Annotated in this window: 22 protein-coding genes; 10 read left to right on the top strand and 12 right to left on the bottom strand. The window is 71.8% G+C overall.

The genetic code is table 11. The features are described from left to right. Positions 1-351: 351 nt before the first annotated feature. Positions 352-1,347, top strand: a complete 996-nt coding sequence (trpS, locus tag OG285_RS14270; protein ID WP_371791141.1) for a tryptophan--tRNA ligase — start codon at positions 352-354, stop codon at positions 1,345-1,347. A 27-nt stretch (positions 1,348-1,374) separates the two neighbouring features. On the opposite strand, the gene proC is transcribed toward trpS, so the two are convergent. The 10 genes from proC to OG285_RS14320 form a co-directional block, all read right to left on the bottom strand. Beyond that, positions 1,375-2,184, bottom strand: coding sequence for a pyrroline-5-carboxylate reductase (gene proC, locus OG285_RS14275; RefSeq protein ID WP_371791142.1), 810 nt, complete (start codon positions 2,182-2,184; stop codon positions 1,375-1,377). A gap of 213 nt (positions 2,185-2,397) precedes the next feature. Further along, a complete protein-coding gene (locus tag OG285_RS14280) occupies positions 2,398-3,135 on the bottom strand; it encodes an ABC transporter permease (RefSeq protein WP_356835612.1) in 738 nt (245 codons plus the stop codon). After that, positions 3,132-3,998, bottom strand: a complete 867-nt coding sequence (locus OG285_RS14285) for an ABC transporter ATP-binding protein (protein WP_371791143.1) — start codon at positions 3,996-3,998, stop codon at positions 3,132-3,134. Before OG285_RS14285 ends, OG285_RS14280 begins: the two co-directional genes overlap by 4 nt. A gap of 79 nt (positions 3,999-4,077) precedes the next feature. Further along, positions 4,078-4,830: a class I SAM-dependent methyltransferase gene (locus tag OG285_RS14290; RefSeq protein WP_356835608.1), complete on the bottom strand. Its 753-nt coding sequence runs from the start codon at positions 4,828-4,830 to the stop codon at positions 4,078-4,080. Positions 4,831-5,150: 320 nt separating this feature from the next. Next, a complete protein-coding gene (locus tag OG285_RS14295; RefSeq protein WP_371791144.1) occupies positions 5,151-5,726 on the bottom strand; it encodes a hypothetical protein in 576 nt (191 codons plus the stop codon). Between the two features lie 98 nt (positions 5,727-5,824). Next, on the bottom strand, positions 5,825-6,364 hold the full coding sequence (locus OG285_RS14300; protein WP_371791145.1) for a hypothetical protein: 540 nt from the start codon (positions 6,362-6,364) through the stop codon (positions 5,825-5,827). Between the two features lie 112 nt (positions 6,365-6,476). After that, positions 6,477-8,327, bottom strand: a complete 1,851-nt coding sequence (ilvD, locus tag OG285_RS14305; protein ID WP_371791146.1) for a dihydroxy-acid dehydratase — start codon at positions 8,325-8,327, stop codon at positions 6,477-6,479. A gap of 117 nt (positions 8,328-8,444) precedes the next feature. Next, positions 8,445-9,134, bottom strand: a complete 690-nt coding sequence (locus OG285_RS14310) for a TetR family transcriptional regulator (RefSeq protein WP_356835602.1) — start codon at positions 9,132-9,134, stop codon at positions 8,445-8,447. Beyond that, positions 9,131-9,949 carry a sugar phosphate isomerase/epimerase family protein gene (locus OG285_RS14315; protein ID WP_371791147.1) on the bottom strand — a complete coding sequence of 273 codons (819 nt, stop codon included), beginning with the start codon at positions 9,947-9,949 and terminating at the stop codon, positions 9,131-9,133. The genes OG285_RS14310 and OG285_RS14315 overlap by 4 nt, the downstream gene beginning before the upstream one ends. Before the next feature lie 88 nt (positions 9,950-10,037). After that, the gene (locus OG285_RS14320) at positions 10,038-10,970 is read right to left on the bottom strand and encodes a Ppx/GppA phosphatase family protein (protein WP_356835598.1); all 933 of its coding nucleotides are present in this window, start codon (positions 10,968-10,970) and stop codon (positions 10,038-10,040) included. Positions 10,971-11,047: 77 nt separating this feature from the next. On the opposite strand from OG285_RS14320, the gene OG285_RS14325 reads away from it, so the two are divergent. After that, positions 11,048-11,848 carry a hypothetical protein gene (locus tag OG285_RS14325; protein ID WP_371791148.1) on the top strand — a complete coding sequence of 267 codons (801 nt, stop codon included), beginning with the start codon at positions 11,048-11,050 and terminating at the stop codon, positions 11,846-11,848. A gap of 207 nt (positions 11,849-12,055) precedes the next feature. Here OG285_RS14325 and OG285_RS14330 read toward each other — a convergent pair whose 3' ends face one another. Then, positions 12,056-13,774, bottom strand: a complete 1,719-nt coding sequence (locus OG285_RS14330) for a hypothetical protein (protein ID WP_371791149.1) — start codon at positions 13,772-13,774, stop codon at positions 12,056-12,058. A gap of 184 nt (positions 13,775-13,958) precedes the next feature. On the opposite strand from OG285_RS14330, the gene radA reads away from it, so the two are divergent. Both radA and disA read left to right on the top strand, forming a co-directional pair. Further along, positions 13,959-15,356, top strand: a complete 1,398-nt coding sequence (gene radA / locus OG285_RS14335; RefSeq protein ID WP_356835591.1) for a DNA repair protein RadA — start codon at positions 13,959-13,961, stop codon at positions 15,354-15,356. A 56-nt stretch (positions 15,357-15,412) separates the two neighbouring features. Beyond that, the gene (gene disA, locus OG285_RS14340; protein WP_356835589.1) at positions 15,413-16,537 is read left to right on the top strand and encodes a DNA integrity scanning diadenylate cyclase DisA; all 1,125 of its coding nucleotides are present in this window, start codon (positions 15,413-15,415) and stop codon (positions 16,535-16,537) included. 129 nt (positions 16,538-16,666) lie between these two features. Here the strand turns inward: disA and OG285_RS14345 are convergent, their stop codons facing one another. Further along, positions 16,667-17,506: a hypothetical protein gene (locus tag OG285_RS14345; RefSeq protein WP_371793530.1), complete on the bottom strand. Its 840-nt coding sequence runs from the start codon at positions 17,504-17,506 to the stop codon at positions 16,667-16,669. Positions 17,507-17,689: 183 nt separating this feature from the next. Between OG285_RS14345 and OG285_RS14350 the strand changes: the two genes are divergently transcribed. The 6 genes from OG285_RS14350 to cseC all read left to right on the top strand — a co-directional run bounded on the left by OG285_RS14350 (position 17,690) and on the right by cseC (position 22,922). Beyond that, entirely contained in the window at positions 17,690-18,298 is a 609-nt protein-coding gene (locus OG285_RS14350) for a phosphatase PAP2 family protein (protein ID WP_356835585.1), read from the top strand. Positions 18,299-18,314: 16 nt separating this feature from the next. Next, the gene (locus OG285_RS14355) at positions 18,315-19,304 is read left to right on the top strand and encodes an A/G-specific adenine glycosylase (RefSeq protein WP_356835583.1); all 990 of its coding nucleotides are present in this window, start codon (positions 18,315-18,317) and stop codon (positions 19,302-19,304) included. A gap of 186 nt (positions 19,305-19,490) precedes the next feature. Continuing rightward, a complete protein-coding gene (locus tag OG285_RS14360; protein ID WP_266854649.1) occupies positions 19,491-20,042 on the top strand; it encodes a SigE family RNA polymerase sigma factor in 552 nt (183 codons plus the stop codon). Beyond that, a complete protein-coding gene (locus OG285_RS14365) occupies positions 20,030-20,785 on the top strand; it encodes a hypothetical protein (protein ID WP_356835581.1) in 756 nt (251 codons plus the stop codon). The genes OG285_RS14360 and OG285_RS14365 overlap by 13 nt, the downstream gene beginning before the upstream one ends. A gap of 12 nt (positions 20,786-20,797) precedes the next feature. Then, the gene (cseB, locus tag OG285_RS14370; protein WP_356835579.1) at positions 20,798-21,496 is read left to right on the top strand and encodes a two-component system response regulator CseB; all 699 of its coding nucleotides are present in this window, start codon (positions 20,798-20,800) and stop codon (positions 21,494-21,496) included. 112 nt (positions 21,497-21,608) lie between these two features. Beyond that, positions 21,609-22,922 (top strand): two-component system sensor histidine kinase CseC, encoded by a 1,314-nt coding sequence (gene cseC / locus OG285_RS14375; RefSeq protein ID WP_356835577.1) that lies wholly within the window; start codon positions 21,609-21,611, stop codon positions 22,920-22,922. Positions 22,923-22,940 lie beyond the last annotated feature (18 nt).

Raw genomic sequence — 22,940 nt, forward strand, 5'->3', positions numbered from 1 at the left:
TCAGCAAAAGCGCATGGGAATGACACGACTAGTCGTCGGTCGTTCGAATGGTTGGTGCGGAATGGCTGTCCGGGGACCGACCGGGGCCGGGGCTCACGTCGGACAGCTCGGAGAACATTACGGAGCTGTCAACCCCGTGTCAAGCCGGTCCCTGGCCTCTCCCGCTTCCGGCAGCCCCGGAGCTACAGTGGGGGCCATGATGACGCGTGCGTACACCCTTCGGTGGCGGGCCGCCTGACGGCGGCCTGCATGTACGTATGCGTTCAACGGCCGCCTATCCGGCGGCCGTTCGTGTTTCTCCCTCCAGGAGCCGGCTGTCGGTGACGGCGGTCCCTGTCGAGAGGTGGAGAAATGACGCGGATCTTCAGTGGGGTCAAGCCGACCGGGCACCTGACGCTCGGGAACTACCTGGGTGCCGTACGGCGGTGGGCCGAGGACGACCAGTACCGGGCCGAGGCGCTCTTCTGTGTGGTGGACCTGCACGCGCTGACCATGGAGCACGATCCTGCGCGGGTACGGAGACTGAGCCGGCAGGCGGCGACGCTGTTGCTGGCCGCCGGGCTCGACCCGGAGCGGTGCACCGTGTTCGTGCAGAGCCATGTCGACGAGCACGCCCGGCTCTCGTACCTGATGGAGTGCACCGCCACGGACGGCGAGATGCGGCGCATGATCCAGTACAAGGAGAAGAGCGCACAGGCGAAAGCGTCCGGGGACGGTGTGCGGCTCTCCCTGCTCACCTATCCGGCGCTCATGGCCGCGGACATCCTGGCGTACTCGGCCGACGAGGTACCGGTGGGTGAGGACCAGACCCAGCATGTCGAGCTGACCCGGGATCTGGCCGTGCGGTTCAACCAGCGGTACGGGCACACCTTTGTGGTTCCGAAGGCGACCGAGCCCGTGGTGGCCGCGCGGGTCATGGACCTTCAGGACCCCACGTCGAAGATGGGGAAGTCGCACGCGTCGGGTGCGGGGATCGTCTATCTCCTGGACGAGCCCGGTGTGGTGCACAAGAAGGTCATGCGGGCCGTGACCGACAGCGGTCGGGAGGTCGTCCACGACCGGGCCGCGAGTCCCGGGGTCGCCAATCTCCTGGAGGTTCTCGGGGCCTGTACGGGACAGGAGCCCGGCGCGCTCGCCGGGACGTACACCTCGTACGGGGCGCTGAAGAAGGACGCGGCCGATGCGGTGGTGGAGTTGCTGCGGCCGGTCCAGGAGCGGCATGCGGCGCTGGTCGCCGATCCCGGTCATGTGGAGGAGGTCCTCAGGCGGGGCGCCGGGCGGGCACGGGCGATGGCCCGGCCCACGGTCGATGCCGCGTACCGGGCCGTCGGGCTGCTGGAGCCGTAGCGGCGGCCCGCCCGTGGGCGTGGTAGGTCAGCCGTTGCCGGAGGCCAGTTCGCGGCTGCGGTCGCGGGCTGCCTCCAGTGCGGCGATGAGAGCGGCCCGTACGCCGTGGCTCTCCAGCTCGCGGATCGCGTTGATCGTGGTGCCCGCAGGGCTGGTGACCGCCTCGCGCAGTTTCACCGGGTGTTCGCCGCTGTCCCTGAGCATCACGGCCGCGCCGATCGCCGCCTGCACGATCAGGTCGTGCGCCTGGGCGCGCGGCAGGCCGAGGAGGATGCCGGCGTCGGTCATCGCCTCGACCAGGTAGTAGAAGTACGCCGGGCCGGAGCCGGAGAGTGCGGTGGCCGCGTCCTGCTGGGTCTCCGGGACACGGAGGGTCTTGCCCACCCCGCCGAAGATCTCGTCGGCGTGGACCAGGTGCGCTTCCGTGGCGTGGCTGCCGGGCGAGATGACGGACATCGCCTCGTCCACCAGGGCCGGGGTGTTCGTCATGACCCGGACGACCGGTGTGCCCGCCGCGAGGCGCTCCTCGAAGAAGGAGGTGGGGATACCGGCGGCGCCGCTGATGATCAGGCGGTCCGCGGGGACGTGGGGGGCCAGCTCGTCGAGGAGCGTGCCCATGTCCTGCGGCTTCACCGTGAGGATGAGGATGTCGGCGCGCTCGGCCGCATCCTGGTTGGTGACCGGTTCCACGCCGTAGCGGGTGCGGAGTTCCTCCGCCCGGTCGGGGCGGCGGGTGGTGACGAGGAGGTTGGCGGGGGGCCAGCCCGCGCGGAGCATTCCGCTCAGGAGGGCTTCGCCGATCTTGCCTGTGCCGAGGACTGCGACTGTCTGGGCCATGGCTTGGTTCACCTCGCCGGTCGGGGCTGTCTGTCGGGCCGCTGTTCTGCTCCCGGGGTCATCCTCGCATCGGGGTGGTGGGGGCGTGGGTGGGTGTCCGACGGGTGGTACGGGGTGGGTACGGGCGGGTGGCGCCCGGGGGCGGGTCTGTTCCCCTCCCCGCCCCTTCCCGTAACCGGGGGCTCCGGACCGTGGCCCCGTCCCGGATTCCGCTTACGTCGTGCGGCGGCGCAGCGTTGCCGCGCCCAGGGTCAGGACCAGGAGCGCGCAGCCTCCGACGATCCCGGCGTCGCGTACGAAGGCGGTCGTCATGGCGTCGTGGTGCAGCACCTGGTTCATCGCGTCCACCGCGTACGACATCGGCAGCACGTTGGAGAGGCCCTCCAGGACGGGCTGCATCCGGCCTCGTGGGGTGAACAGGCCGCAGAGCAGCAGCTGGGGGAAGATCACCGCCGGCATGAACTGGACAGCCTGGAACTCCGAGGCCGCGAACGCCGAGACGAACAGGCCGAGGGCGGTGCCCAGCAGGGCGTCGAGGAGCGCGACCAGGAGGAGGAGCCAGGGGGAGCCCGTGACGTTCAGGTCCAGGAGCCAGACCGAGAGGGCCGTGGCCAGGGCGGACTGGACGATCGCCAGGAGGCCGAAGGCCAGTGCGTACCCGGCGATGATGTCGGCCTTGCCGATGGGGAGGGACAGCAGACGTTCCAGGGTGCCCGAGGTGCGTTCGCGCAGGGTCGCGATCGAGGTCACCAGGAACATCGTGATCAGCGGGAAGACGCCCAGGAGTGACGCGCCGATCGAGTCGAACGTCTGGGGCGACGCGTCGAACACGTACCGCAGCAGCGTGATCATGACGGCGGGGATCAGTAGCAGGAGCGCGATCGTGCGCGGGTCGTGGCGCAGTTGGCGCAGGACCCGGTTGGTGGTGGCGAGGGTGTGGGTGAGGTTCATCGGGCCGTCTCCCGTGCCGCGTCCACCAGGTGGAGGAAGGCCGCCTCGACGGTCGGGGCCTGGGTGCGGGTGCGCAGTTCGTCCGGGGTGCCTTCGGCCAGGATCTCGCCCTCGCGCATGAGGAGGAGGCGGTGGCAGCGTTCCGCCTCGTCCATGACGTGGGAGGACACCAGCAGCGTGGTGCCGGCGTCGGCCAGGGTGTGGAACAGGGTCCACAGGTCTCTGCGCAGCACCGGGTCCAGTCCTACGGTCGGCTCGTCCAGGACCAGGAGTTCCGGGGTGCCGAGCAGGGCCACGGCCAGCGACACGCGGCTGCGCTGTCCGCCGGAGAGGTTGCCCGCCAGGGCGGTCGCGTGCGCGGTCAGGCCGACCTGTTCGATGACGCGCGGGACGTTGGCGGGGGCGGCGAGGATCGAGGCGAAGTAGTCCAGGTTCTGGTGGACGGTGAGGTCGTCGTAGACGGACGGTGCCTGGGTCACGTAGCCGATACGGCGGCGCAGCGGGGCGTCGCCCGCCGGGTGGTCCAGCACCGTGAGGGCACCGGTGACCTTGGCCTGGGTGCCGACGACCGCCCGCATCAGGGTGGATTTCCCGCAGCCGGACGGGCCGAGCAGACCGGTGATCCGGCCGCGGGGGACGGTGAAGTCCAGGCCGCGCAGGACGGGTCGGGCGCCTCTGACCACGGACAGGTTCCGGGCCTGGATGGCTGCCGGGAGGGAGGCGCGGGTCTGTGCGGGCGGTTGGGGCTGTGCCGTCTGTTCGGTCTGTTCGGCTGGGGTCGCGCCCCTTCCGGATGCGGTGCCGTCGGAGCGGGCCGAAGGGCGGGGTGGTGGTGCCGTCGCGCGTTTCGTAAAATTCATCACGCGATGAATAATTGTCCCGGCAGGCAGTTCCGTCAAGGAAGGCCACCTGCCGGGTGCAGTGCCGCTGTCGCTGTCGCCGTCAGCGGATCGCCACGCAGAGGTCGACCGCGTACGCCTCACGGACCACGCCCTGCGGGAAGACGTCCGCGAGGACGGCGCGCTCCTGGGCGACGAACTCCGCTGTGGCCTCCTCCCCCGCGACCAGGAAGACGGAGTGGCTGGCCAGATTGGCGAGGTGGGTGTCGGTGGAGACCTCGCGGGTCCAGTGGACCGTGCGGTCGGTGAAGTCCAGGCCGCCGGTCTCCAGCGTCCGCTGGGCCGTGCCGTGTGCGCCGAGCACGATGTCGGAGCCGCCGAAGAAGCTCCCGATCCTGGCCTGCTGCTCGGCGACCCACTCCACCTCCTGGTCCGAGACGTTCCACCAGAGGGCCAGCGCGCCGCCGGGGCGCAGGACGCGCATCGCCTCGGGCGCCGAACGGGCCGGGTCCGTCCAGTGCCAGGACTGGGCGTACGTGATGAAGTCGGCCGACGCGTCGGCGAGCGGGAGGCTGTTCCCGTCGCCGCGTACGACCGGTACGCGGGGCAGTGTCCGGCGGAACTGTTCCGTCATGCCGTCGCCGGGCTCGACCGCGACGATCCGGGCGCCGCGCTCCTGGAGGAGGGCCGTGGCTATCCCGGTGCCCGCGCCGATGTCGGCGACCCGGGCACCGGCCAGCGGGCGCCCCGCGAGTTCTTCCACGGCGTCGAGAAGGGCGGACGGATAGGACGGGCGGTTCGCCGCGTAGGCGGCTGCGGCGGCGTTGAAGGAGTGGGCGCGTGAGGTGGTTGTCATACCGGCAATCCTGCCCATGTCTCAGGCTTTTCGCCCTCCGTTCGGGGGTGTCCCAGGGGCGCCCCCCATAGCCATCGGCCGGTCGGCGGCGGACCGCAGCGCACCCCTGGCGGGTCGCGGCCGTGCCCGCGGCTCTGATGGCTGTCAGTTACCTCGTGGTGCGTCAACTGCTCGGATCGGAGCGCTTTTTCAGCAGTTCGGGGGACACCGTGTGGCGCGGGGTTGTCTTCGGTGGCGTGATGGGGCCGGTCGGAAGGTTCGGGGGACGGCGGGGGTGACGGCGTGCTCCGCGGAGCGACCGGACGACAGACGTGCGCCGCTCAGCCGCGCCTGGGCCTCGGCTTCCTGCGGGCTGCCGGGTTTCCGGCGCGGGCGCCCCGGCGCTTCTCGTACGCCGCGGCCGCCGTCTCGTACTCGGTACGGCGCAGTTGCTCGCCGGGCGCCTCGGTGAGGGAGCGGATGAAGTACGCCAGGAGCGAGCCGATGAAGCCGATCGCCTTGAGGCTGCGCAGGGATTCCTCGCGGGCCGGGTCGGCGGGGCGGCGGCGGAAGCCGTCCCAGGTGCGGGCGAAGGCGACCGCGCTGCAGATGGCGAAGACGGCCACGAAGAGGAAGGACGCGAAGCTGCCGATGTCGGCGGTCTGCACGCCCTGGTAGGCGAGGCGCATCACGAAGCAGGCGGCGACCGTCGTGACCAGGGCGCCGGCCGCGACCGCGGCGCGCCGCACCCCGTATCCGCTGTCGTGGCCGACCCAGGTCGTACCGAAGAAACGGATGGTCTCGGGCTGCGGCCCGCCGGGCGTACGGTCCTTGCCGGCCCCGTCGGCCCTGCCGCCCGGGACGGCGGTCTTCGCGGTGCCGTCGCCGTTGTCGCCGTTCTCGCCGTTGTCGCTCACGGGCCCGATTATCCCCCGCTGCCGGGTGGCGGACGGCCGCCGGGTTCCGCAGGTGGATTCCAGCGGGCGGATTTCAGCGGGCGCGCTGGTCGTGCGGTTCAGCCGCAGTGGGTCCACGGGCTGGTGTACGTGTACGTGCCGACACCGGCCTCGATCATGCCGCCCCACCGCACGCAGGAGTGGGCGGCCTTGAGCCGCACCGGGCCCGCGTACGAGGAGAACGCGCCCTGGTTCCTGGCCTGGCCCTTGCCGTCGTCCTGGACGTCGATCCAGGCCCCGGTGGTCAGGGTCGTGCCCGCGGTGGCGCGGCTGTGGTCGGTGACGACGCAGTTGTAGCCGGTCGCCGCGTTGTAGAGGAGGTGGACGCGGGCGAATTCGACCCGCCCGTTGGTGAAGGTGTGGGAGTCGATCTCCCGGTAGCCGGAGCCGCAGATGCCCGCCGGTGTGGCGGCCGCGGACGCAGCGGGCGCCGCTGCCGGTGTCGCAGCCGGTGCCGGTGTGGCGGTCGGTGCCGGTGTGGCGGTCGGTTCCGGTGTGGCGGTCGGTGCCGGTGTGGCGGTCGCCGGGACGACGCCGATCGCCGCGAAGGCCGCGACGGCTGCCGCGACGACGGCCGGCCGCTGGATGAACTGACGCATGGTGCCCCCAGATGTGACCATGGCAGGAAGGGGGCAGCGTAACGCACCGGCCCGGACACACACAGTGAGGAAAGGTGTGGGTCCGGGCCGGTCGGGCGCGTGGGTGCGGGGGTCAGCCGAGCTTCGAGATGTCCCTGACCGCGCCGCGGTCGGCGCTGGTCGCCATGGCCGCGTAAGCCTTCAGCGCCTGCGAGACCTTGCGCTCACGGTTCTTCGGGGCGTACACGCCGTTCAGCGCGGCCCGGCGCGTCGCCAGCTCCTCGTCGGAGACCAGGAGCTCGATCGAGCGGTCCGGGATGGCGATGCGGATACGGTCGCCGTCCTCGACGAGCGCGATGGTGCCGCCCGCCGCCGCCTCGGGCGAGGCGTGCCCGATCGACAGGCCCGATGTGCCGCCGGAGAAGCGGCCGTCGGTGACCAGGGCGCAGACCTTGCCGAGGCCGCGGCCCTTGAGGAAGGACGTCGGGTAGAGCATCTCCTGCATACCCGGGCCGCCCTTGGGGCCCTCGTAGCGGATCACGACGACGTCGCCCGCGGCGATCTCCTTGCGGAGGATCTTGTCGACGGCCTCCTCCTGGGACTCGCAGACCACGGCCGGGCCCTCGAAGGTCCAGATCGACTCGTCGACACCGGCCGTCTTCACGACACAGCCGTCCACCGCCAGGTTCCCCTTGAGGACCGCGAGGCCGCCGTCCGCGGAGTACGCGTGCTCGACGTCGCGGATGCAGCCGCCCGCCGCGTCCGTGTCGAGGGTGTCCCACCGCTCGGACTGCGAGAACGCTTCCGCGGAGCGGACACAGCCGGGGGCCGCGTGCCACAGCTCGACCGCCTCGGCCGACGGGGAGCCGCCGCGCACGTCCCAGGTCTTCAGCCAGTCGGCGAGCGACGGCGAGTGGACCGAGTGCACGTCCTCGTTGAGCATGCCGCCCCGGTACAGCTCACCGAGGATGGCGGGGATGCCGCCCGCGCGGTGCACGTCCTCCATGTAGTACGTGCCGCCGGGTGCGACGTTCGGCGCGACCTTGGACAGGCACGGGACGCGGCGCGAGACCTCGTCCATGTCGGCCAGTCCGTAGGGCAGTTCGGCCTCCTGAGCGGCGGCCAGCAGGTGCAGGATCGTGTTGGTCGAGCCACCCATCGAGATGTCCAGCGCCATCGCGTTGTCGAACGCGGCCCGGGTGGCGATGGCGCGCGGCAGGACGGTCTCGTCGTCCTGCTCGTAGTGGCGCTTGGTGATCTCGACGACCGTGCGGCCCGCGTTCTCGTACAGCGCCTTGCGGGCGGTGTGGGTGGCGAGCACCGAGCCGTTGCCGGGGAGCGCCAGGCCGAGGGCCTCGGTCAGGCAGTTCATCGAGTTGGCGGTGAACATGCCCGAACAGCTGCCGCACGTGGGGCAGGCGTTCTCCTCGATACGGAGGATGTCCTCGTCCGAGACGCTCTCGTCGACCGCGTCGCTGATGGCGTTGACCAGGTCGAGCTTGCGGACCGTGCCGTCGACCAGGGTCGCCTTGCCGGCCTCCATCGGGCCGCCGGAGACGAAGACCGTGGGGATGTTGAGGCGCAACGCGGCCATCAGCATGCCCGGGGTGATCTTGTCGCAGTTGGAGATGCAGATCAGGGCGTCCGCGCAGTGCGCCTCGACCATGTACTCGACACTGTCCGCGATCAGGTCGCGCGAGGGGAGGCTGTAGAGCATCCCGCCGTGGCCCATCGCGATGCCGTCGTCCACGGCGATGGTGTTGAACTCGCGGGGCACCGCGCCCGCGGCCTTGATCGCCTCGGAGACGATCCGGCCGACCGGCTGGAGGTGGGTGTGGCCCGGCACGAACTCGGTGAACGAGTTGGCGACCGCGATGATCGGCTTGCCGATGTCCTCGCTCGCTACGCCCGAGGCTCGCATGAGGGCACGGGCGCCCGCCATGTTGCGGCCGTGGGTGACTGTGCGGGACCTCAGCTCGGGCATCGTGGCTCGCTCCTTAGGCAGATATGACTGCCGTCGAGCGTACGCCTGTGCTCCAAGATCCGGACACGTGGTCCGGATGACGGGATGAGGGGAGCCCGCCACGGGCCGCCCGCGCCCTCACTCCGTGAGGTACCTCTGCAGCGTCGGGGCGACCATCGCCACGATGTCGTCCACTTCGGCGGAAGCCACCGGCTCCACCTTGATCACGTACCGCATCATCGCGATCCCGATCATCTGCGAGGCCGCCAGCTCCGCCCGGAACTCCGGGTCCGGCACGTCGAGGTCCGCCGCCACCCGTTCGAGTACGCGCTGGAACACGAAGCCGCGCAGCACCTTCGCCGCCGCCTCGTGCGTCAGTGCCGAGCGGATGATCGCCAGCAGCGGGGTGCGGGTCGCCGGGTTCTCCCAGACGCCGAGGAAGTGGCGGGCCAGCCGCTCGCCGATGCGCTCGGGGCCCGCGTCGAGCAGCGAGGCGAGGAGCTGGGCGGGCTCCATCGTGACCTCGATCGCGGCCTCGAACACCTCGTCCTTGGTACCGAAGTAGTGGTGGACGAGCGCCGCGTCGACCCCGGCCGCCTTCGCGATGCCGCGCACGGAGGTCTTGTCGTACCCGCGCTCGGAGAACTCCCTGCGGGCCGACTCCAGGATGCGGCTCCGCGCACCGCCGCCCTCGACCGCCCGGTCGCGCGGCGGGCGGCCCCTGCGGCGCACGGGGGCGGGGCCGGTACCGGGGGCGTTGGGACCGGACGCGGGGGCTGTGGGGCCGGACGCGGGGCCGCTGCGGTCGTCGCCGGCCTGGCCGGTCATGGGTGGCGCACCCGGGTCGCCAGGTGGAGGCGGGTGAAGGCGAGGGCCTCCGCCAGGTCGGCTTCGCGTTCCGCCGTGGACATCGCACGGCGGGTGTTGACCTCGATGACGACATGGCCGTCGAAGCCGCTGCCCGCGAGCCCTTCGAGCAGCTCCGCACAGGGCTGCGTGCCGCGGCCGGGCACCAGGTGCTCGTCCTTGCCGGAGCCGCGGCCGTCCGCGAGGTGCACGTGGGCGAGGCGCGGGCCCATCCGGCCGATCATCGCCATCGCGTCGGTGCGGGCGGTCGCGGTGTGCGAGAGGTCGGCCGTGAAGTGGCGGTAGTCGTCGTTCGTGACGTCCCAGTCGGGGGCGTACGCGAGCATCTCGCGGTCCCGGTAGCGCCACGGGTACATGTTCTCCACGGCGAACCGCACATCGGTCTCGTCCGCCATCCGCCAGATCCCCTCGACGAAGTCACGCGCGTACGTGCGCTGCCAGCGGAAGGGCGGGTGGACGACGACGGTGGAGGCGCCGAGCCGCTCGGCGGCCGACCGCGCGCGCTGGAGCTTGGTCCACGGGTCGGTGGACCAGACCCGCTGGGTGATGAGCAGACACGGGGCATGCACGGCGAGGACCGGCATCCGGTAGTGGTCGGAGAGTCTGCGCAGCGCCTCGATGTCCTGGCTGACGGGATCCGTCCACACCATGACCTCGACGCCGTCGTAGCCGAGGCGTGCGGCGATCTCGAAGGCCGTCGCCGTCGACTCCGGATACACGGACGCCGTGGACAGCGCGACCTTCGCATCCGGGATGCGCACCACTGGTTCTGCCACGGAAGACAGGGTACGGGCCCCGCCCGGGCTCTCTCGTCCGGATCGGGCCGGCCCCCGCCGCCCCGGCCCGGTCCGGAGACGGGAGGCCCTATCTGACCGGCAGGTGGTCGAGGCGGCGCAGGATGACGCCCTCGCGCAGCGCCCAGGGGCAGACCTCCAGCTCCTCGACCCCGAGCAGGTCCATCGCACCCTCCGCGACCAGCGCTCCCGCGAGGAGCTGGGGTGCGCGGTCGGCGGAGACCCCGGGGAGCCGGGCGCGCTCCGCCGAGGTCATCGCGGCGAGCCTGGGGACCCAGTCCTCAAGTGACTTACGACTCAGTGCGCGGGGCACGTACGGGCCGTCGCCGGAGCGCGCGGCGCCCGCCATGCGCGACAGCTGCTTGAAGGTCTTGGAGGTCGCGACCACCCGGTCCGGCCTGCCGAAGCGGGTGAACTCCCCGACGGTCCTGGCGATCTCCGCACGGACGTGACGGCGCAGCGCCCTGACGTCCTGCGGGTCGGGCGGATCGCCCGGCAGCCAGGCGTGGGTCAGCCGGCCGGCGCCGAGCGGCAGCGACACGGCGGCGTCCGGGTCCTCGTCGATGCCGTACGCGATCTCCAGCGAGCCGCCGCCGATGTCGAGCAGCAGCAGCCGGCCCGCGGACCAGCCGAACCAGCGGCGGGCGGCGAGGAACGTGAGCCGGGCCTCGTCGGGGCCGGTGAGGACCTGGAGGTCGACGCCGGTCTCGGTGCGCACCCGGGCGAGGACGTGGTCGGCGTTGGTGGCCTCCCGTACGGCGGAGGTGGCGAACGACAGGACGCTCTCGGCTCCCTTGTCCTCGGCGGCCCGGAGGGCGTCGTTGACGGTGGCGACCAGCCGGTCTATGCCCTCGGGGCCGATCGCACCGTCGCCGTCGAGCAGTTCGGCCAGGCGCAGCCCCACCTTGTGCGAGTGCGCCGGCAGCGGGCGGGCCCCGGGGTGGGCGTCGACCACCAGCAGGTGAACCGTGTTCGAACCGACGTCGAGGACTCCGAGTCTCATGGACGGAACGCTACTGGGCGGGGGCAAGCGGGTGGCTGTCCGGGCTGATGGGGGTGGTGTCCCCGTACGCTGGGGGCGTGCCAAAGACGAAAAAGGCGAAGCCGGGCAAAGCTGCCAAGCAGCCGAAGCCGAAGGACGATGAGCAGGGCCTGGATTTCGCCCGCGCCTGGGTCGAGTTCCCGGATCCCGCCGACGACGAACAGGTCTTCCGCTGCGACCTGACGTGGCTCACCTCGCGGTGGACCTGCATCTTCGGCAGCGGCTGCCAGGGAATCGAGGCGGGCCGAGCCGACGACGGGTGCTGCACGCTGGGGGCGCACTTCTCGGACGAGGACGACGAGCAGCGGGTGGCGGGCCATGTGGAACGGCTCACGCCGGACCTCTGGCAGTTCCACGATGTCGGTACGGAGACCGGTTGGGTCCAGCTCGACGAGGACGGGGAGCGCCAGACCCGCCGCTGGGAGGGTTCCTGCATCTTCCAGAACCGGCCCGGGTTCGCGGGCGGCGCCGGGTGCTCGCTGCACATCCTGGCGCTGCGGGAGGGCAAGGAGCCGCTGGAGACGAAGCCGGACGTCTGCTGGCAGCTGCCGGTCCGCCGCACGTACGACTGGATCGAGCGGCCGGACGAGTCGCGGGTGCTCCAGATCTCGATCGGCGAGTACGACCGGCGCGGCTGGGGTCCCGGCGGCCACGACCTGCACTGGTGGTGCACGTCGGCGACGTCCGCGCACGGCGCGGGCGATCCGGTCTATGTGACGTACCGGCCCGAGCTGGTCGAGCTGATGGGCGCACCGGCGTACGAGCGGCTGGTGGAACTGTGCGAGGAGCGGGTCGCCGCGCTGCTGCCGATGGCTCCGCACCCGGCCGACCCGCGGTAGGGCTCCGGCCCGGCAGGGGCTGGAGCCTCCGGCCCGGCAGGGGCTGGAGCCCCCGGCCCGGCAGGGGGCTGGTTCGGCGGCCGGTCGTGGCTGGTTCCGCGGCTGGTTCGCTTCCCCGGGCGGCCGGTTCGCCTTCCTGAGCAGCCGGTTCGCTTCCCTGAACGGCCGGATTGTCCGTGTCCGGCCGCCGGGGCCACTGCCCTCTCGTTACGACGGTGACGGCGTGCCCGGGGACGACGCCGGTGGTGTCGTCGGCGGGTCCGACCGGGTCGGGGTGGGGCTGGGCGTCGGGTCCGACCGGGTCGGCGTCGGGGTCGGGCGGCCCGACGGGGCCGGTCCCGTGGTCGGGCCGTTCGACGGGGTCGGGCTGCCGTGGCCGTGGTGACCGTGGCCATGACCATGGCCGCGCCCAGGTCCGTGGGAGCCGTCGCCCCGGCCGTACCCGTGCATCGAGACCACGGCGCCCGACGGGTCGAAGGCGATCCGGGCCGACCAGGCGCCCGATGGTTCGCTGCGGTGGTCCACATACACCTGGACCGTGATCGAGCCGCCCGGCGACAGGACGCCCGACGCGCTGCTGAGGTAGAGCCAAGGCGCGCTCCGGGCGGCCGACCAGGCGAGCGGGCGGTCTCCGCCGTTGGTCAGGGTGATCGAGGTGCGGCCGCCGGACGCACGGGCCGCGACGGCGAGGCCGCCGGGGGCCACCGAGCCGCCGCCCGCCTTCTTGTTCCCCGCGTCCGGGCTGATGACCTCGACGGACACGTCCGGCGAACTGCCGTCGTCGGCGAACGGGGTGTGCTGGGTGCGGGCGTTGCCCGCGTTCTCGTAGTGGTCGTACGGGTTCGCGCTGTTGTCGCCCGGCCCGTCGGCCTCGCTCGACGTCACCGAACCGCCGTGCCCCTCGCCGGTGGAGGGCGCGTGGCGGTACGCCGCCCACAGGGCCAGCACCGGAGCGGCGACGACCGTCGCGACGACGGTGGTCGTGACGGCGCGCGAGCGCAACCGGTCGCGGCGGGCGGCCCGGTCCTTCGGGTCCAGCGGGAAGCCCGTGCGGCCGAAGCGCGGGGTGTGGCCGCGGGGGGCGTGCAGCATCGCCGTGTACGCGGCGGATCGTTCCGCCACTACGAGCGGCAGGGCCGCGGGGGTGACCGGGGTGACGCTGGAGCCGGGCCAGGGCCCCGTGGCTCCGGCCCGCTCGGCGACCCGGCGGCAGCGCGGGCAGTCGTCCACGTGCCGGACGAGTTCGCGGCGGAGCGCGGTGGAGAGCAGGACCCGGTGGTCGCCGGTGAGCCGGGCGACGCTCGGGCAGTTGCCGGTCTCGACGACGGCGAGGGCCGCCCGGGTCCGCTCGACCTCACAGGCTCCGGCGGCCAGCAGTTCACGGGCGGCGGCGTGCTCCAGGCCGAGTACGGCGGCGACTTCGCGCGGACCGAGCCCGTGGCGTACGGCGAGCTCCAGCGCCTCGCGCTGCTCGGGGGTGGTGCCGGCGGCCTCGGGCCAGGCGAGGGTGGCGAGATCGCGGCGCTGCCGTTCCGCTGCCTCGGCAGCGCCTGGCTGCACCGGCGCAGGCGCAGGCGCGGGCTCGGGCTCGGGCGTGCGCCCGGTGTGCGCGCCGGGCCGCAACCGCTTCCGCTCGGCGAGCGTGCGCAGACAGGCCCAGCGCGCGAGGGCGTAGAGCCAGGCCCGGCGGCTCTGTTCACCCGAGGGGCAGCGGCTGAACTGGCGTTCCGACACGGCGAGCACCTCGCCGAGGACGGCGGTGGCCTCCGCGTGGTCGCACAGGACGGAGAGGCAGTAGGTGAAAAGACCGTCCAGATATGCCTCGTAACGGACCGGCGGCCGCTGCTCCGCCGGGTGGGGGGCGCGCCGGTGCGCCCGGTGTGCGCCGGTGGTGTGTGTGGGGTTCTCCAGCCTGCTGCTCGTCACCCGGCCGACGGTAGGCCGGTAATAGCCGCCTCCTAGCACCTCTTGAGGGCATTTAATCCTTACGGGTGAACGTATCCCTCAAAAGGGGACAGGAATCCAGCATTCCGGCCGTGGCCCAGTGGCAGCGGGCCCGCTGCCCATGAGGGGTACGTCCGCTGTCGGTGCGGCCGGTTACGGTGGCGCCATGGCCACCCGTGCGAAGACCAGAGAACGGCCGTCCTACCGCTGCACCGAATGCGGGTACACGACGGCCAAGTGGCTGGGCCGCTGCCCCGAGTGCCAGACGTGGGGGACGGTCGAGGAGCAGGGCGGCGGGCCCGCCGTGCGGACGACCGCCGCCGGGCCGGTCAGCAGCGCCGCCGTCCCCATCGGCCAGGTCGACAGCCGGACGGCGACGGCGCGTTCGACCGGGGTCGCCGAGCTGGACCGGGTGCTGGGCGGCGGTCTGGTGCCCGGCGCTGTGGTGCTCCTCGCAGGTGAGCCGGGCGTCGGCAAGTCCACGCTGCTGCTCGACGTCGCGGCGAAGGCGGCGGGCTCCGACCACCGCACGCTCTATGTGACGGCCGAGGAGTCCGCGAGCCAGGTCAGGCTGCGCGCCGACCGGATCCACGCGATCAACGACAACCTCTACCTGGCCGCCGAGACGGATCTCGCCGCGGTGCTCGGCCATCTCGACGCGGTGAAGCCGTCCCTGCTGGTGCTGGACTCCGTACAGACGGTGGCCTCTCCCGAACTGGACGGCGCGCCGGGCGGCATGGCGCAGGTGCGCGAGGTGGCGGGCGCGCTGATCCGCGCCTCCAAGGAGCGCGGGATGTCCACCCTCCTTGTCGGGCACGTCACGAAGGACGGTGCCATTGCCGGGCCCCGGCTCCTGGAGCACCTGGTGGACGTCGTGCTGTCCTTCGAGGGCGACCGGCACGCCCGGCTGCGGCTGGTCCGCGGCGTCAAGAACAGATACGGGGCGACCGACGAGGTCGGCTGCTTCGAGCTGCACGACGAGGGCATCACCGGTCTCGCCGATCCGAGTGGGCTGTTCCTGACACGCCGTGACGAACCGGTGCCCGGGACCTGTCTGACGGTCACCCTGGAGGGCAAGCGCCCCCTGGTCGCCGAGGTCCAGGCGCTCACGGTCGACTCGCAGATTCCTTCTCCCCGGCGCACCACTTCCGGCCTGGAGACCTCCCGGGTCTCGATGATGCTCGCCGTCCTCGAACAGCGCGGCAGGATCAGCGCGCTCGGCAAACGCGACATCTACACGGCGACGGTCGGCGGGGTGAAGCTCACCGAACCGGCCGCCGACCTGGCCGTCGCGCTGGCCCTGGCCTCCGCCGCCAGCGATGTCCCGCTCCCGAAGAACCTGGTGGCCATCGGTGAAGTGGGCCTCGCGGGCGAGGTCAGAAGGGTCACCGGCGTCCAGCGCAGGCTCGCCGAGGCGCACCGTCTCGGCTTCACCCACGCCCTCGTCCCGACCGATCCCGGGAAGGTCCCCGCGGGCATGAAGGTCATCGAAGTGGCGGACATGGGGGACGCGCTGCGGGTCCTCCCGCGCCGTTCAAGGGCCCGCGCGCCTCAGGACGAGTGAGTGCGCCGGTAGACTTTGCCCTGGTCTCGCCTGTCCGTACGAGCCGGAGGAGTGCAGTGGCAGCCAATGACCGAGCAGCACCCGGGAGATCCGGCGGGAGCTCGTCCGGCAATGAAGCGCTGATGCGTGCCACGCTGAGCGCCGTCGCGCCCGGTACCGCGCTGCGCGACGGCCTGGAGCGGATCCTCCGCGGGAACACCGGCGGCCTGATCGTCCTGGGCATGGACAAGAGCGTCGAAGCGATGTGCACCGGCGGTTTCGTCATGGACGTCGAGTTCGCCGCGACCCGCCTGCGGGAGCTGTGCAAGCTCGACGGCGCGCTCATCCTCGACAAGGATCTGACCAAGATTCTCCGGGCGGGTGTCCAGCTCGTCCCGGACGCGTCGATCCCGACCGAGGAGACCGGCACCCGTCACCGCACGGCGGACCGGGTGTCCAAGCAGTGCGGCTTCCCCGTCGTCTCCGTATCCCAGTCGATGCACCTGATCGCGCTGTACGTGGACGGGGAGCGCCGGGTCCTGGAGGAGTCGGCGGCGATCCTGTCCCGCGCCAACCAGGCCCTGGCCACGCTGGAGCGGTACAAGCTCCGTCTGGACGAGGTCGCGGGCACGCTCTCCGCACTGGAGATCGAGGACCTGGTGACGGTCCGGGACGTGACGGCGGTCGCGCAGCGCCTGGAGATGGTCCGGCGGATCGCCACCGAGATCGCCGAGTACGTGGTGGAGCTGGGCACCGACGGCCGGCTGCTCTCCCTCCAGCTGGACGAGCTGATCGCGGGCGTCGAGCCGGAGCGGGAGCTGGTGGTCAGGGACTACGTCCCGGAGCCGACGGCGAAACGTTCGCGTACGGTCACCGAGGCGCTGGTCGACCTGAACACGCTCAGCCACACGGAGCTGCTCGAACTGCCCGTGGTGGCAAGGGCGCTGGGATACAGCGGCTCTCCGGAGACGCTCGACTCGGCGGTGTCGCCGCGCGGGTTCCGGCTGCTGGCCAAGGTGCCGCGGCTGCCCGGGGCGATCATCGAGCGGCTGGTCGAGCACTTCGGCGGGCTGCAGAAGCTGCTCGCCGCGAGCGTGGACGATCTGCAGGCGGTGGACGGGGTCGGCGAGGCGCGGGCGCGGAGCGTCCGGGAAGGGCTTTCGCGGCTCGCGGAGTCGTCGATCCTGGAGCGGTACGTCTAGGCGGTGGCCTGTCGGGTGGGGCCCGCCCCTTTCGGGGCTCCGCCCCGGACCCCGCTCCTCGGTCTCCCCCGGCTGCCGCTGGGAGGTGCCCCCAGGGGGCTTGAGGAGCGGCTCGGTTCGGCTGGTTCGTCAGTCCTTCGTCAGGACCACTGATGTCTGCTTCAGGGGCATCCCGGGCGCCTTCGCCTCGACCAGGTAGGTGCCGGACCCCGCCTTCTGCGGGCCGGGCTTCGTGCACTTCGGTGCCGACTTCTCGCGGTCCCACTCCACCGTGTGCTTGATGGTGCTGTTGGCCGGGACCTGGAGCAGCAGGGAAGCGCCGTCCTTGGGGCAGTCCTTGGACGACCAGACGACATGGTCGTCCGTGGTCGATGTGACCGTGAGCACAGTGGCCTTGGGGCCGAAGTCGACCTTGCAGGCCGTCCCCGAGGTGTTCTTGGCGATCAGGTCGAACTTCAGCTTCTCGCCGGGGGGATAGCTGTTCTTGGGGTTGTGCAGCGTCAACTGAACAGCTCCCGCAGTGCAGTTGGGGAGTTTGGAGCCCGCAGGGACCCGTTGGCCGCCGGTGACCCCTCCGGCACCGGAGGCCGAACCACCGCTTCCGCCCGAGCCGTTGGCGCCGCCACCGCCCGAGCCCGTACCGCCGGATCCACTGCCGTCGCCGTCGGAACCGCCCGAGCCGGACCCCTGCCCCGCATCCGAACCGGAGGACGAACCCGATCCGCCGGAATCGCCCGAACCACCACTTCCGCCCGGCGCTTGGCTGATCGCGGGACCCGATCCGGAGGGGCCCGGGGTGATGGAGGGCGCGGGACCGGCCCCCTTGGCGCCCGGACTGCCGTGCTTTCCGCCACTGCCCGATGTGACCATCCACACGACGAGAAGGGCGAGCAGCGCAACCAGAGTCGCCGCTACTGCCCTCCGTCGCCAGTAGATGGAGGAGGGAAGCGGCCCGACCGGATTGCGCATAGATCCCACGGCCCAAACTGTACGAGAGATCAGACCCAACTCAGGCCCCACCCGCCGCCGTCCGTACAACTTTTACGGATCATCATTCCGCAGACCGCGTCCGGCGCCCCTGTCCCGGGCCGCAGGGGGCGGTCAAGATCGCTCGCGGTCACCGCTCCGGGATGATCCATACTGTCCGTCACCATGGACAGTTCTTCCGAGCTCTACCGAAACATCGTCGAATTCGCTCACTCCACCCCCTCCTGGGTGCAGCAGCTCATGGAGCTGTGGACCGAGGGCGGGCTGCTGCTCTTCGCCGTGCTGTTCGTCGTCGTGTGGTGGCGGGCGCGTACGGCGTCCACGCAGGCGATGGCGCTGGCGCTGATCGCCCCGCTGGGGACCGCCATCGCGTACGTCCTCAGCGAAGTGCTCAAGTCGGTGATCCACGAGGAGCGCCCGTGCCGGGCCGTCGCCGGGGCGATGAAGCCGCTGATCGACTGTCCGGCACCCGGCGACTGGTCCTTCCCCAGCAATCACTCGATCATCGCCGCCGCCGCCGCGGTCGGTCTCTCCGTCGCCATGGTGCGGCTGGTCTGGCTGACCGTGCCGGTCGCGGTGCTGATGGCCTTCTCGCGGGTCTTCGTCGGGGTGCACTATCCGCACGACGTGATCGTCGGACTGCTCCTCGGCGCGCTGATCGGGCTGCTCGTGATCGAGGGCCTGACCCGGCCCGTACGGTCGCTGGTGGAGACGGTGCGGTCGAGCGACATCCGCGTGGCGGCCTGGTTCGTGGGGCCGGGTGCCCCGAGCTGAGAGGATTGGATGTGCCATGACTGCAACCACTGAAACCTCGACACCCGCCACCTCCGCCGCCTCCTTCTCCGGCTCCCCGGCACCCGCCAGTGCCCCGCACGCCGACGCCACCGGTCTGCCGGACTCCGGTGCCGCCGCAGCCCTGCACTCGTCCGTCATCACCTGGTTCGGAGCGCACGCCCGTGATCTGCCCTGGCGCCGCCCCGAGGCGGGCGCCTGGGGGGTCATGGTCAGCGAGTTCATGCTCCAGCAGACCCCCGTCGCGCGGGTGCTGCCGGTGTACGAGCAGTGGCTGGCCCGCTGGCCGCGCCCGGCCGACCTGGCGGCCGAGGCTCCCGGTGAGGCGGTCCGCGCCTGGGGCAGGCTCGGTTATCCGCGCCGCGCGCTGCGCCTGCACGGAGCGGCCCATGCCATCACGGAACGGCACGGCGGCGAGGTGCCGTCCGAGCACGGGCAGCTGATCTCGCTGCCCGGTATCGGCGAGTACACGGCGGCGGCCGTCGCCTCCTTCGCGTACGGCCGGCGCCATGCCGTCCTGGACACCAACGTGCGGCGGGTCTTCGCCCGCGCGGTCACCGGTGTCGAGTACCCGCCGAACGCCACCACGGCCGCCGAACGCAGGCTGGCCCGCACCCTGCTCCCCGACGACGAGACCACGGCGGCCCGCTGGGCCGCGGCCTCCATGGAGCTGGGCGCCCTGGTCTGCACCGCCAAGAGCCCCGAGTGCGGGCGCTGCCCCATCGCCGCGCAGTGCGCCTGGCGGCTGGCCGGCAAACCGGCACACGTGGGGGCGCCGCGGCGCGGACAGACGTACGCCGGTACGGACCGCCAGGTGCGCGGCAAGCTGCTCGCGGTGCTGCGGGACGCGTCCGGTGCCGTACCGCAGTCGCAGCTCGACGCGGTGTGGCACGAGCCCGTACAGCGGGCCAGGGCGCTGGACGGGCTGGTCGCCGACGGGTTGGTCGAGCCGCTGGCGGACGGGGTCTACCGGCTCCCGCTGACCTGACCCCTCATCCGGAACAGCGCAATTCGGTCGTCGCCGTTTTAAACCTGATCGCCGTTACACAACCGATGGACAGCCGTGCGCCTGCCGACGGCTGGTACGCACGACTCCGTGACAACCCCTCCGTAGCTTCGTGGACAGACCACAGAGCAACAGCTTGAACACGGGGAACGACGGAGGCGGTTGGGTATGGCGCACGGTGAGGTGCTCGAATTCGAGGAGTACGTACGCACCAGGCAGGACGCCCTGCTGCGGAGCGCCCGCCGGCTGGTGCCCGACCCCGTCGACGCCCAGGATCTGCTGCAGACCGCCCTGGCGCGCACCTACCGCCGCTGGGAGGGCATCGCCGACAAGTCGCTGGCCGACGCCTACCTGCGCCGCGTCATGATCAACACCCGTACGGAGTGGTGGCGCGCCCGCCGGCTGGAGGAGGTCCCCACCGAGCAGCTGCCCGACGCGAGCGTCGAGGACGGCACGGAGCAGCACGCCGACCGGGCGCTGCTGATGGACATCCTGAAGGTGCTCGCTCCCAAGCAGCGCAGTGTCGTCGTCCTGCGACACTGGGAGCAGATGAGCACCGAGGAGACGGCTGCCGCACTCGGTATGTCTGCCGGTACGGTGAAGAGCACCCTGCACCGGGCCCTTGCGCGGCTCCGGCAGGAGCTGGAGAGTCGTGACATCGACGCACGTGCGCTGATCCGTGGGGAACAAGAGATGGGGCGGGAGCGGTGCGCGGCCTGACACAGGGCCCGGAGGACGGTCCGGGCGGCCCCGGGGACGGCGACGGCCGGGACGCGGTGGCCAGCGACTCACTGGCCGGAACCAGAGCGGCCAGAACCCGGAGGGGCACCCTGACGGCGAGTGTCACGGCGGTGGCCGGGCTCGCCGTCGTCGGCCTGTTCGTGGCGGGCTGCGACTCGGGCGGTACGGGGACCCGCGACGAGGGAGCGGCCCACTCGGTCCCCGCGGTCGCGCCCACGAAGGACCCGGGGTCGGCCGCGGCCACCCGGCCCGGCGAGCGCGTGAACGCGGTGGAGCTGCTGAAGCAGGACCCGGCGGTCAGCACGTCCGTCAAACGCGACCTGAAACCGTGCTCGGGCAGCGACTACCCGGTCGACGTCTCGTACGCGCGGCTGACCGGCGGTGACGTCGCGGACGTCGTGGTGAACGTGATGACGTGCCGCAGTGCGGTCGGGGTCGCCACGTACGTCTACCGTGCGAAGGGCAGCTCGTACAAGAACGTCTTCGGGTCGGAGGCCGCGCCCGTCTACTCCGAGATCGACCGGGGCGATCTCGTCGTGACGAAGCAGCAGTACGCGAAGGGCGACTCGATGTCGTACGCGTCGAGCGAGGACGTCATCACGTACCACTGGACGAACAACAAGTTCGCGCAGACCGACGCTGTGCACACCGACTTCAGCCGGGCGGTCGGCGACGGGGACGCCGACGGGGACCCCGCCGCCACCAGCCCCACGGGCAACTGAGAAAGCAGCGGGATGGCCGAGACCCATGTCCTCTTCGTCGAGGACGACGATGTGATCCGCGAGGCGACACAGCTCGCACTGGAACGGGACGGCTTCCGCGTCACCGCGATGCCCGACGGGCTCTCCGGTCTTGAGGCGTTCCGGACGAACCAGCCGGACATCGCCCTGCTCGACGTCATGCTGCCGGGCCTGGACGGGGTCTCCCTGTGCCGCCGGATCCGTGACCAGTCGACCGTCCCCGTGATCATGCTGTCGGCGCGCGCCGACTCGATCGACGTGGTGCTGGGGCTTGAGGCCGGGGCCGACGACTATGTGACGAAGCCCTTCGACGGTGCGGTCCTGGTGGCCCGGATCCGTGCCGTTCTCCGCCGGTTCGGGCATGCGAGCGGCGCCGGTACGGACGGTGGAGCCGAGCCGGACGAGCGCGGAGTGCTGGCCTTCGGTGACATCGAGGTCGACACGGAGGGCATGGAGGTGCGCAAGAGCGGCACCCATGTGGCGCTGACCCCGACCGAGATGCGGCTGCTTCTCGAGTTCTCCTCGGCCCCGGGCACGGTGCTCTCGCGCGACAAGCTCCTGGAGCGGGTCTGGGACTACGGCTGGGGCGGTGACACCCGGGTCGTCGACGTCCATGTGCAGCGGCTGCGGACAAAGATCGGACAGGACAGGATCGAGACGGTCCGCGGCTTCGGATACAAGCTGAAGGCATGAAGCATCTCGCCCTGCGCACCGGCGTCCGGTGGCTGTGTTCCCCGGGGGGCCACCCCCGGACCCCCGGCCGGACAAGCCCCGCGCTCGGCCCGCGCCGAACAGGAACGCCGACATGAAGCATCTCGCCCTGCGCACCGGCGTCCGGTGGAAGATCAGTATCGCCATCGCGGGGGTCGGCGCGCTCATCGCCGTCGCGCTCAGCCTCGTGGTGCACAACGCGGCCCGGGTCTCCATGCTCGACAACGCGCGAGACACCCAGGTGGTCCGGCTCCAGTTCGCCCTGCGGCTCTTCGAGTCGAAGAAGCAACAGCAGCAGCAGCCGCAGCTCGGCTCCAAGGTCAACGACCCGAGCCTGCCCAGGGAACTGCGGCGCCGGGCCGCCGAGAACCGGATCTCCACCCTGGTCGTCGAGCACCCCAACGGGATCCCCGATGTCTGGGCGGCGGCCCCGCTCTCCGACGGCGATGTGCTCTCGCTGCACAGCCGGTACGGGAGCAGCGCGTCCGTTCTGCAGGACCTCGACCGGGCGCTGATCATCGGCTCGGTCTCGGTGGTGCTCGGGGGCAGCGCGCTGGGCGTGCTGATCGGCGGCCAGCTCTCGCGGCGGCTGCGCAAGGCCGCCGCGGCCGCGACCAAGGTCGCGCACGGCGGCACCGACGTCCGGGTGCGGGCCGCCATCGGCGGTTTCGTACGGGACGAGACGGACGAGCTGGCCCGCGCCGTGGACGCGATGACCGACACCCTCCAGGAGCGGGTGGAGGCCGAGCGCCGGGTCACCGCCGACATCGCGCACGAGCTGCGGACGCCGGTGACCGGGCTGCTGACGGCCGCGGAACTGCTGCCGCCCGGCCGGCCGACGGAGCTGGTACGCAACCGGGCGCAGGCGCTGCGGACCCTGGTCGAGGACGTACTGGAAGTGGCCAGGCTGGACAGCGCGTCCGAGCGGGCCGAGCTCCAGGAGATCGCGCTGGGCGAGTTCGTCAGCCGCCGGGTCACGATCATGGCGCCGGACGCGCAGGTGCGGGTGGTGCACGAGTCGTGGGTCAACACCGATCCGCGGCGCCTGGAGCGGATCCTCGGCAATCTGCTGGGCAACGCGGCCAAGCACGGCGGGACACCGGTGGAGGTCACGGTCGAGGGGCGCGTGGTGCGGGTGCGCGACCACGGGCCCGGGTTCCCGGACACGCTGCTGCGGGAGGGACCGAGCCGGTTCCGTACGGGCAGCAGTGACCGGGCGGGCGTCGGGCACGGTCTGGGGCTGACGATCGCGGCCGGGCAGGCCAAGGTGCTCGGGGCACGGCTGACGTTCCGCAACGCGGCACCGGAGGGCGCGAAGGAGACGGGCGGCGCCATCGCCGTGCTCTGGCTCCCGGAACACGCGCCGACCGTCACCGGGAGCTTCCGCACGCTGACCCGGCCCTCGTAACGCGTACCCAGCCGAGTG

Origin of the sequence: Streptomyces sp. NBC_01471 (genome assembly GCF_041438865.1) — a bacterium.
GTDB lineage: Bacteria > Actinomycetota > Actinomycetes > Streptomycetales > Streptomycetaceae > Streptomyces.

What these genes read in the sequence shown, in the direction of transcription:
- ilvD (WP_371791146.1), bottom strand. Translation starts at nt 8,327, where the DNA reads ATGCCCGAGCTGAGGTCCCGCACAGTCACCCACGGCCGCAACATGGCG.
- proC (WP_371791142.1), bottom strand. Translation starts at nt 2,184, where the DNA reads ATGGCCCAGACAGTCGCAGTCCTCGGCACAGGCAAGATCGGCGAAGCC.
- OG285_RS14280 (WP_356835612.1), bottom strand. Translation starts at nt 3,135, where the DNA reads ATGAACCTCACCCACACCCTCGCCACCACCAACCGGGTCCTGCGCCAA.
- OG285_RS14360 (WP_266854649.1), top strand. Translation starts at nt 19,491, where the DNA reads ATGGCGCACGGTGAGGTGCTCGAATTCGAGGAGTACGTACGCACCAGG.
- OG285_RS14310 (WP_356835602.1), bottom strand. Translation starts at nt 9,134, where the DNA reads ATGACCGGCCAGGCCGGCGACGACCGCAGCGGCCCCGCGTCCGGCCCC.
- OG285_RS14300 (WP_371791145.1), bottom strand. Translation starts at nt 6,364, where the DNA reads ATGCGTCAGTTCATCCAGCGGCCGGCCGTCGTCGCGGCAGCCGTCGCG.
- trpS (WP_371791141.1), top strand. Translation starts at nt 352, where the DNA reads ATGACGCGGATCTTCAGTGGGGTCAAGCCGACCGGGCACCTGACGCTC.
- OG285_RS14290 (WP_356835608.1), bottom strand. Translation starts at nt 4,830, where the DNA reads ATGACAACCACCTCACGCGCCCACTCCTTCAACGCCGCCGCAGCCGCC.
- OG285_RS14350 (WP_356835585.1), top strand. Translation starts at nt 17,690, where the DNA reads ATGGACAGTTCTTCCGAGCTCTACCGAAACATCGTCGAATTCGCTCAC.
- radA (WP_356835591.1), top strand. Translation starts at nt 13,959, where the DNA reads ATGGCCACCCGTGCGAAGACCAGAGAACGGCCGTCCTACCGCTGCACC.
- OG285_RS14320 (WP_356835598.1), bottom strand. Translation starts at nt 10,970, where the DNA reads ATGAGACTCGGAGTCCTCGACGTCGGTTCGAACACGGTTCACCTGCTG.
- OG285_RS14345 (WP_371793530.1), bottom strand. Translation starts at nt 17,506, where the DNA reads ATGCGCAATCCGGTCGGGCCGCTTCCCTCCTCCATCTACTGGCGACGG.
- cseC (WP_356835577.1), top strand. Translation starts at nt 21,609, where the DNA reads ATGAAGCATCTCGCCCTGCGCACCGGCGTCCGGTGGAAGATCAGTATC.
- OG285_RS14355 (WP_356835583.1), top strand. Translation starts at nt 18,315, where the DNA reads ATGACTGCAACCACTGAAACCTCGACACCCGCCACCTCCGCCGCCTCC.
- cseB (WP_356835579.1), top strand. Translation starts at nt 20,798, where the DNA reads ATGGCCGAGACCCATGTCCTCTTCGTCGAGGACGACGATGTGATCCGC.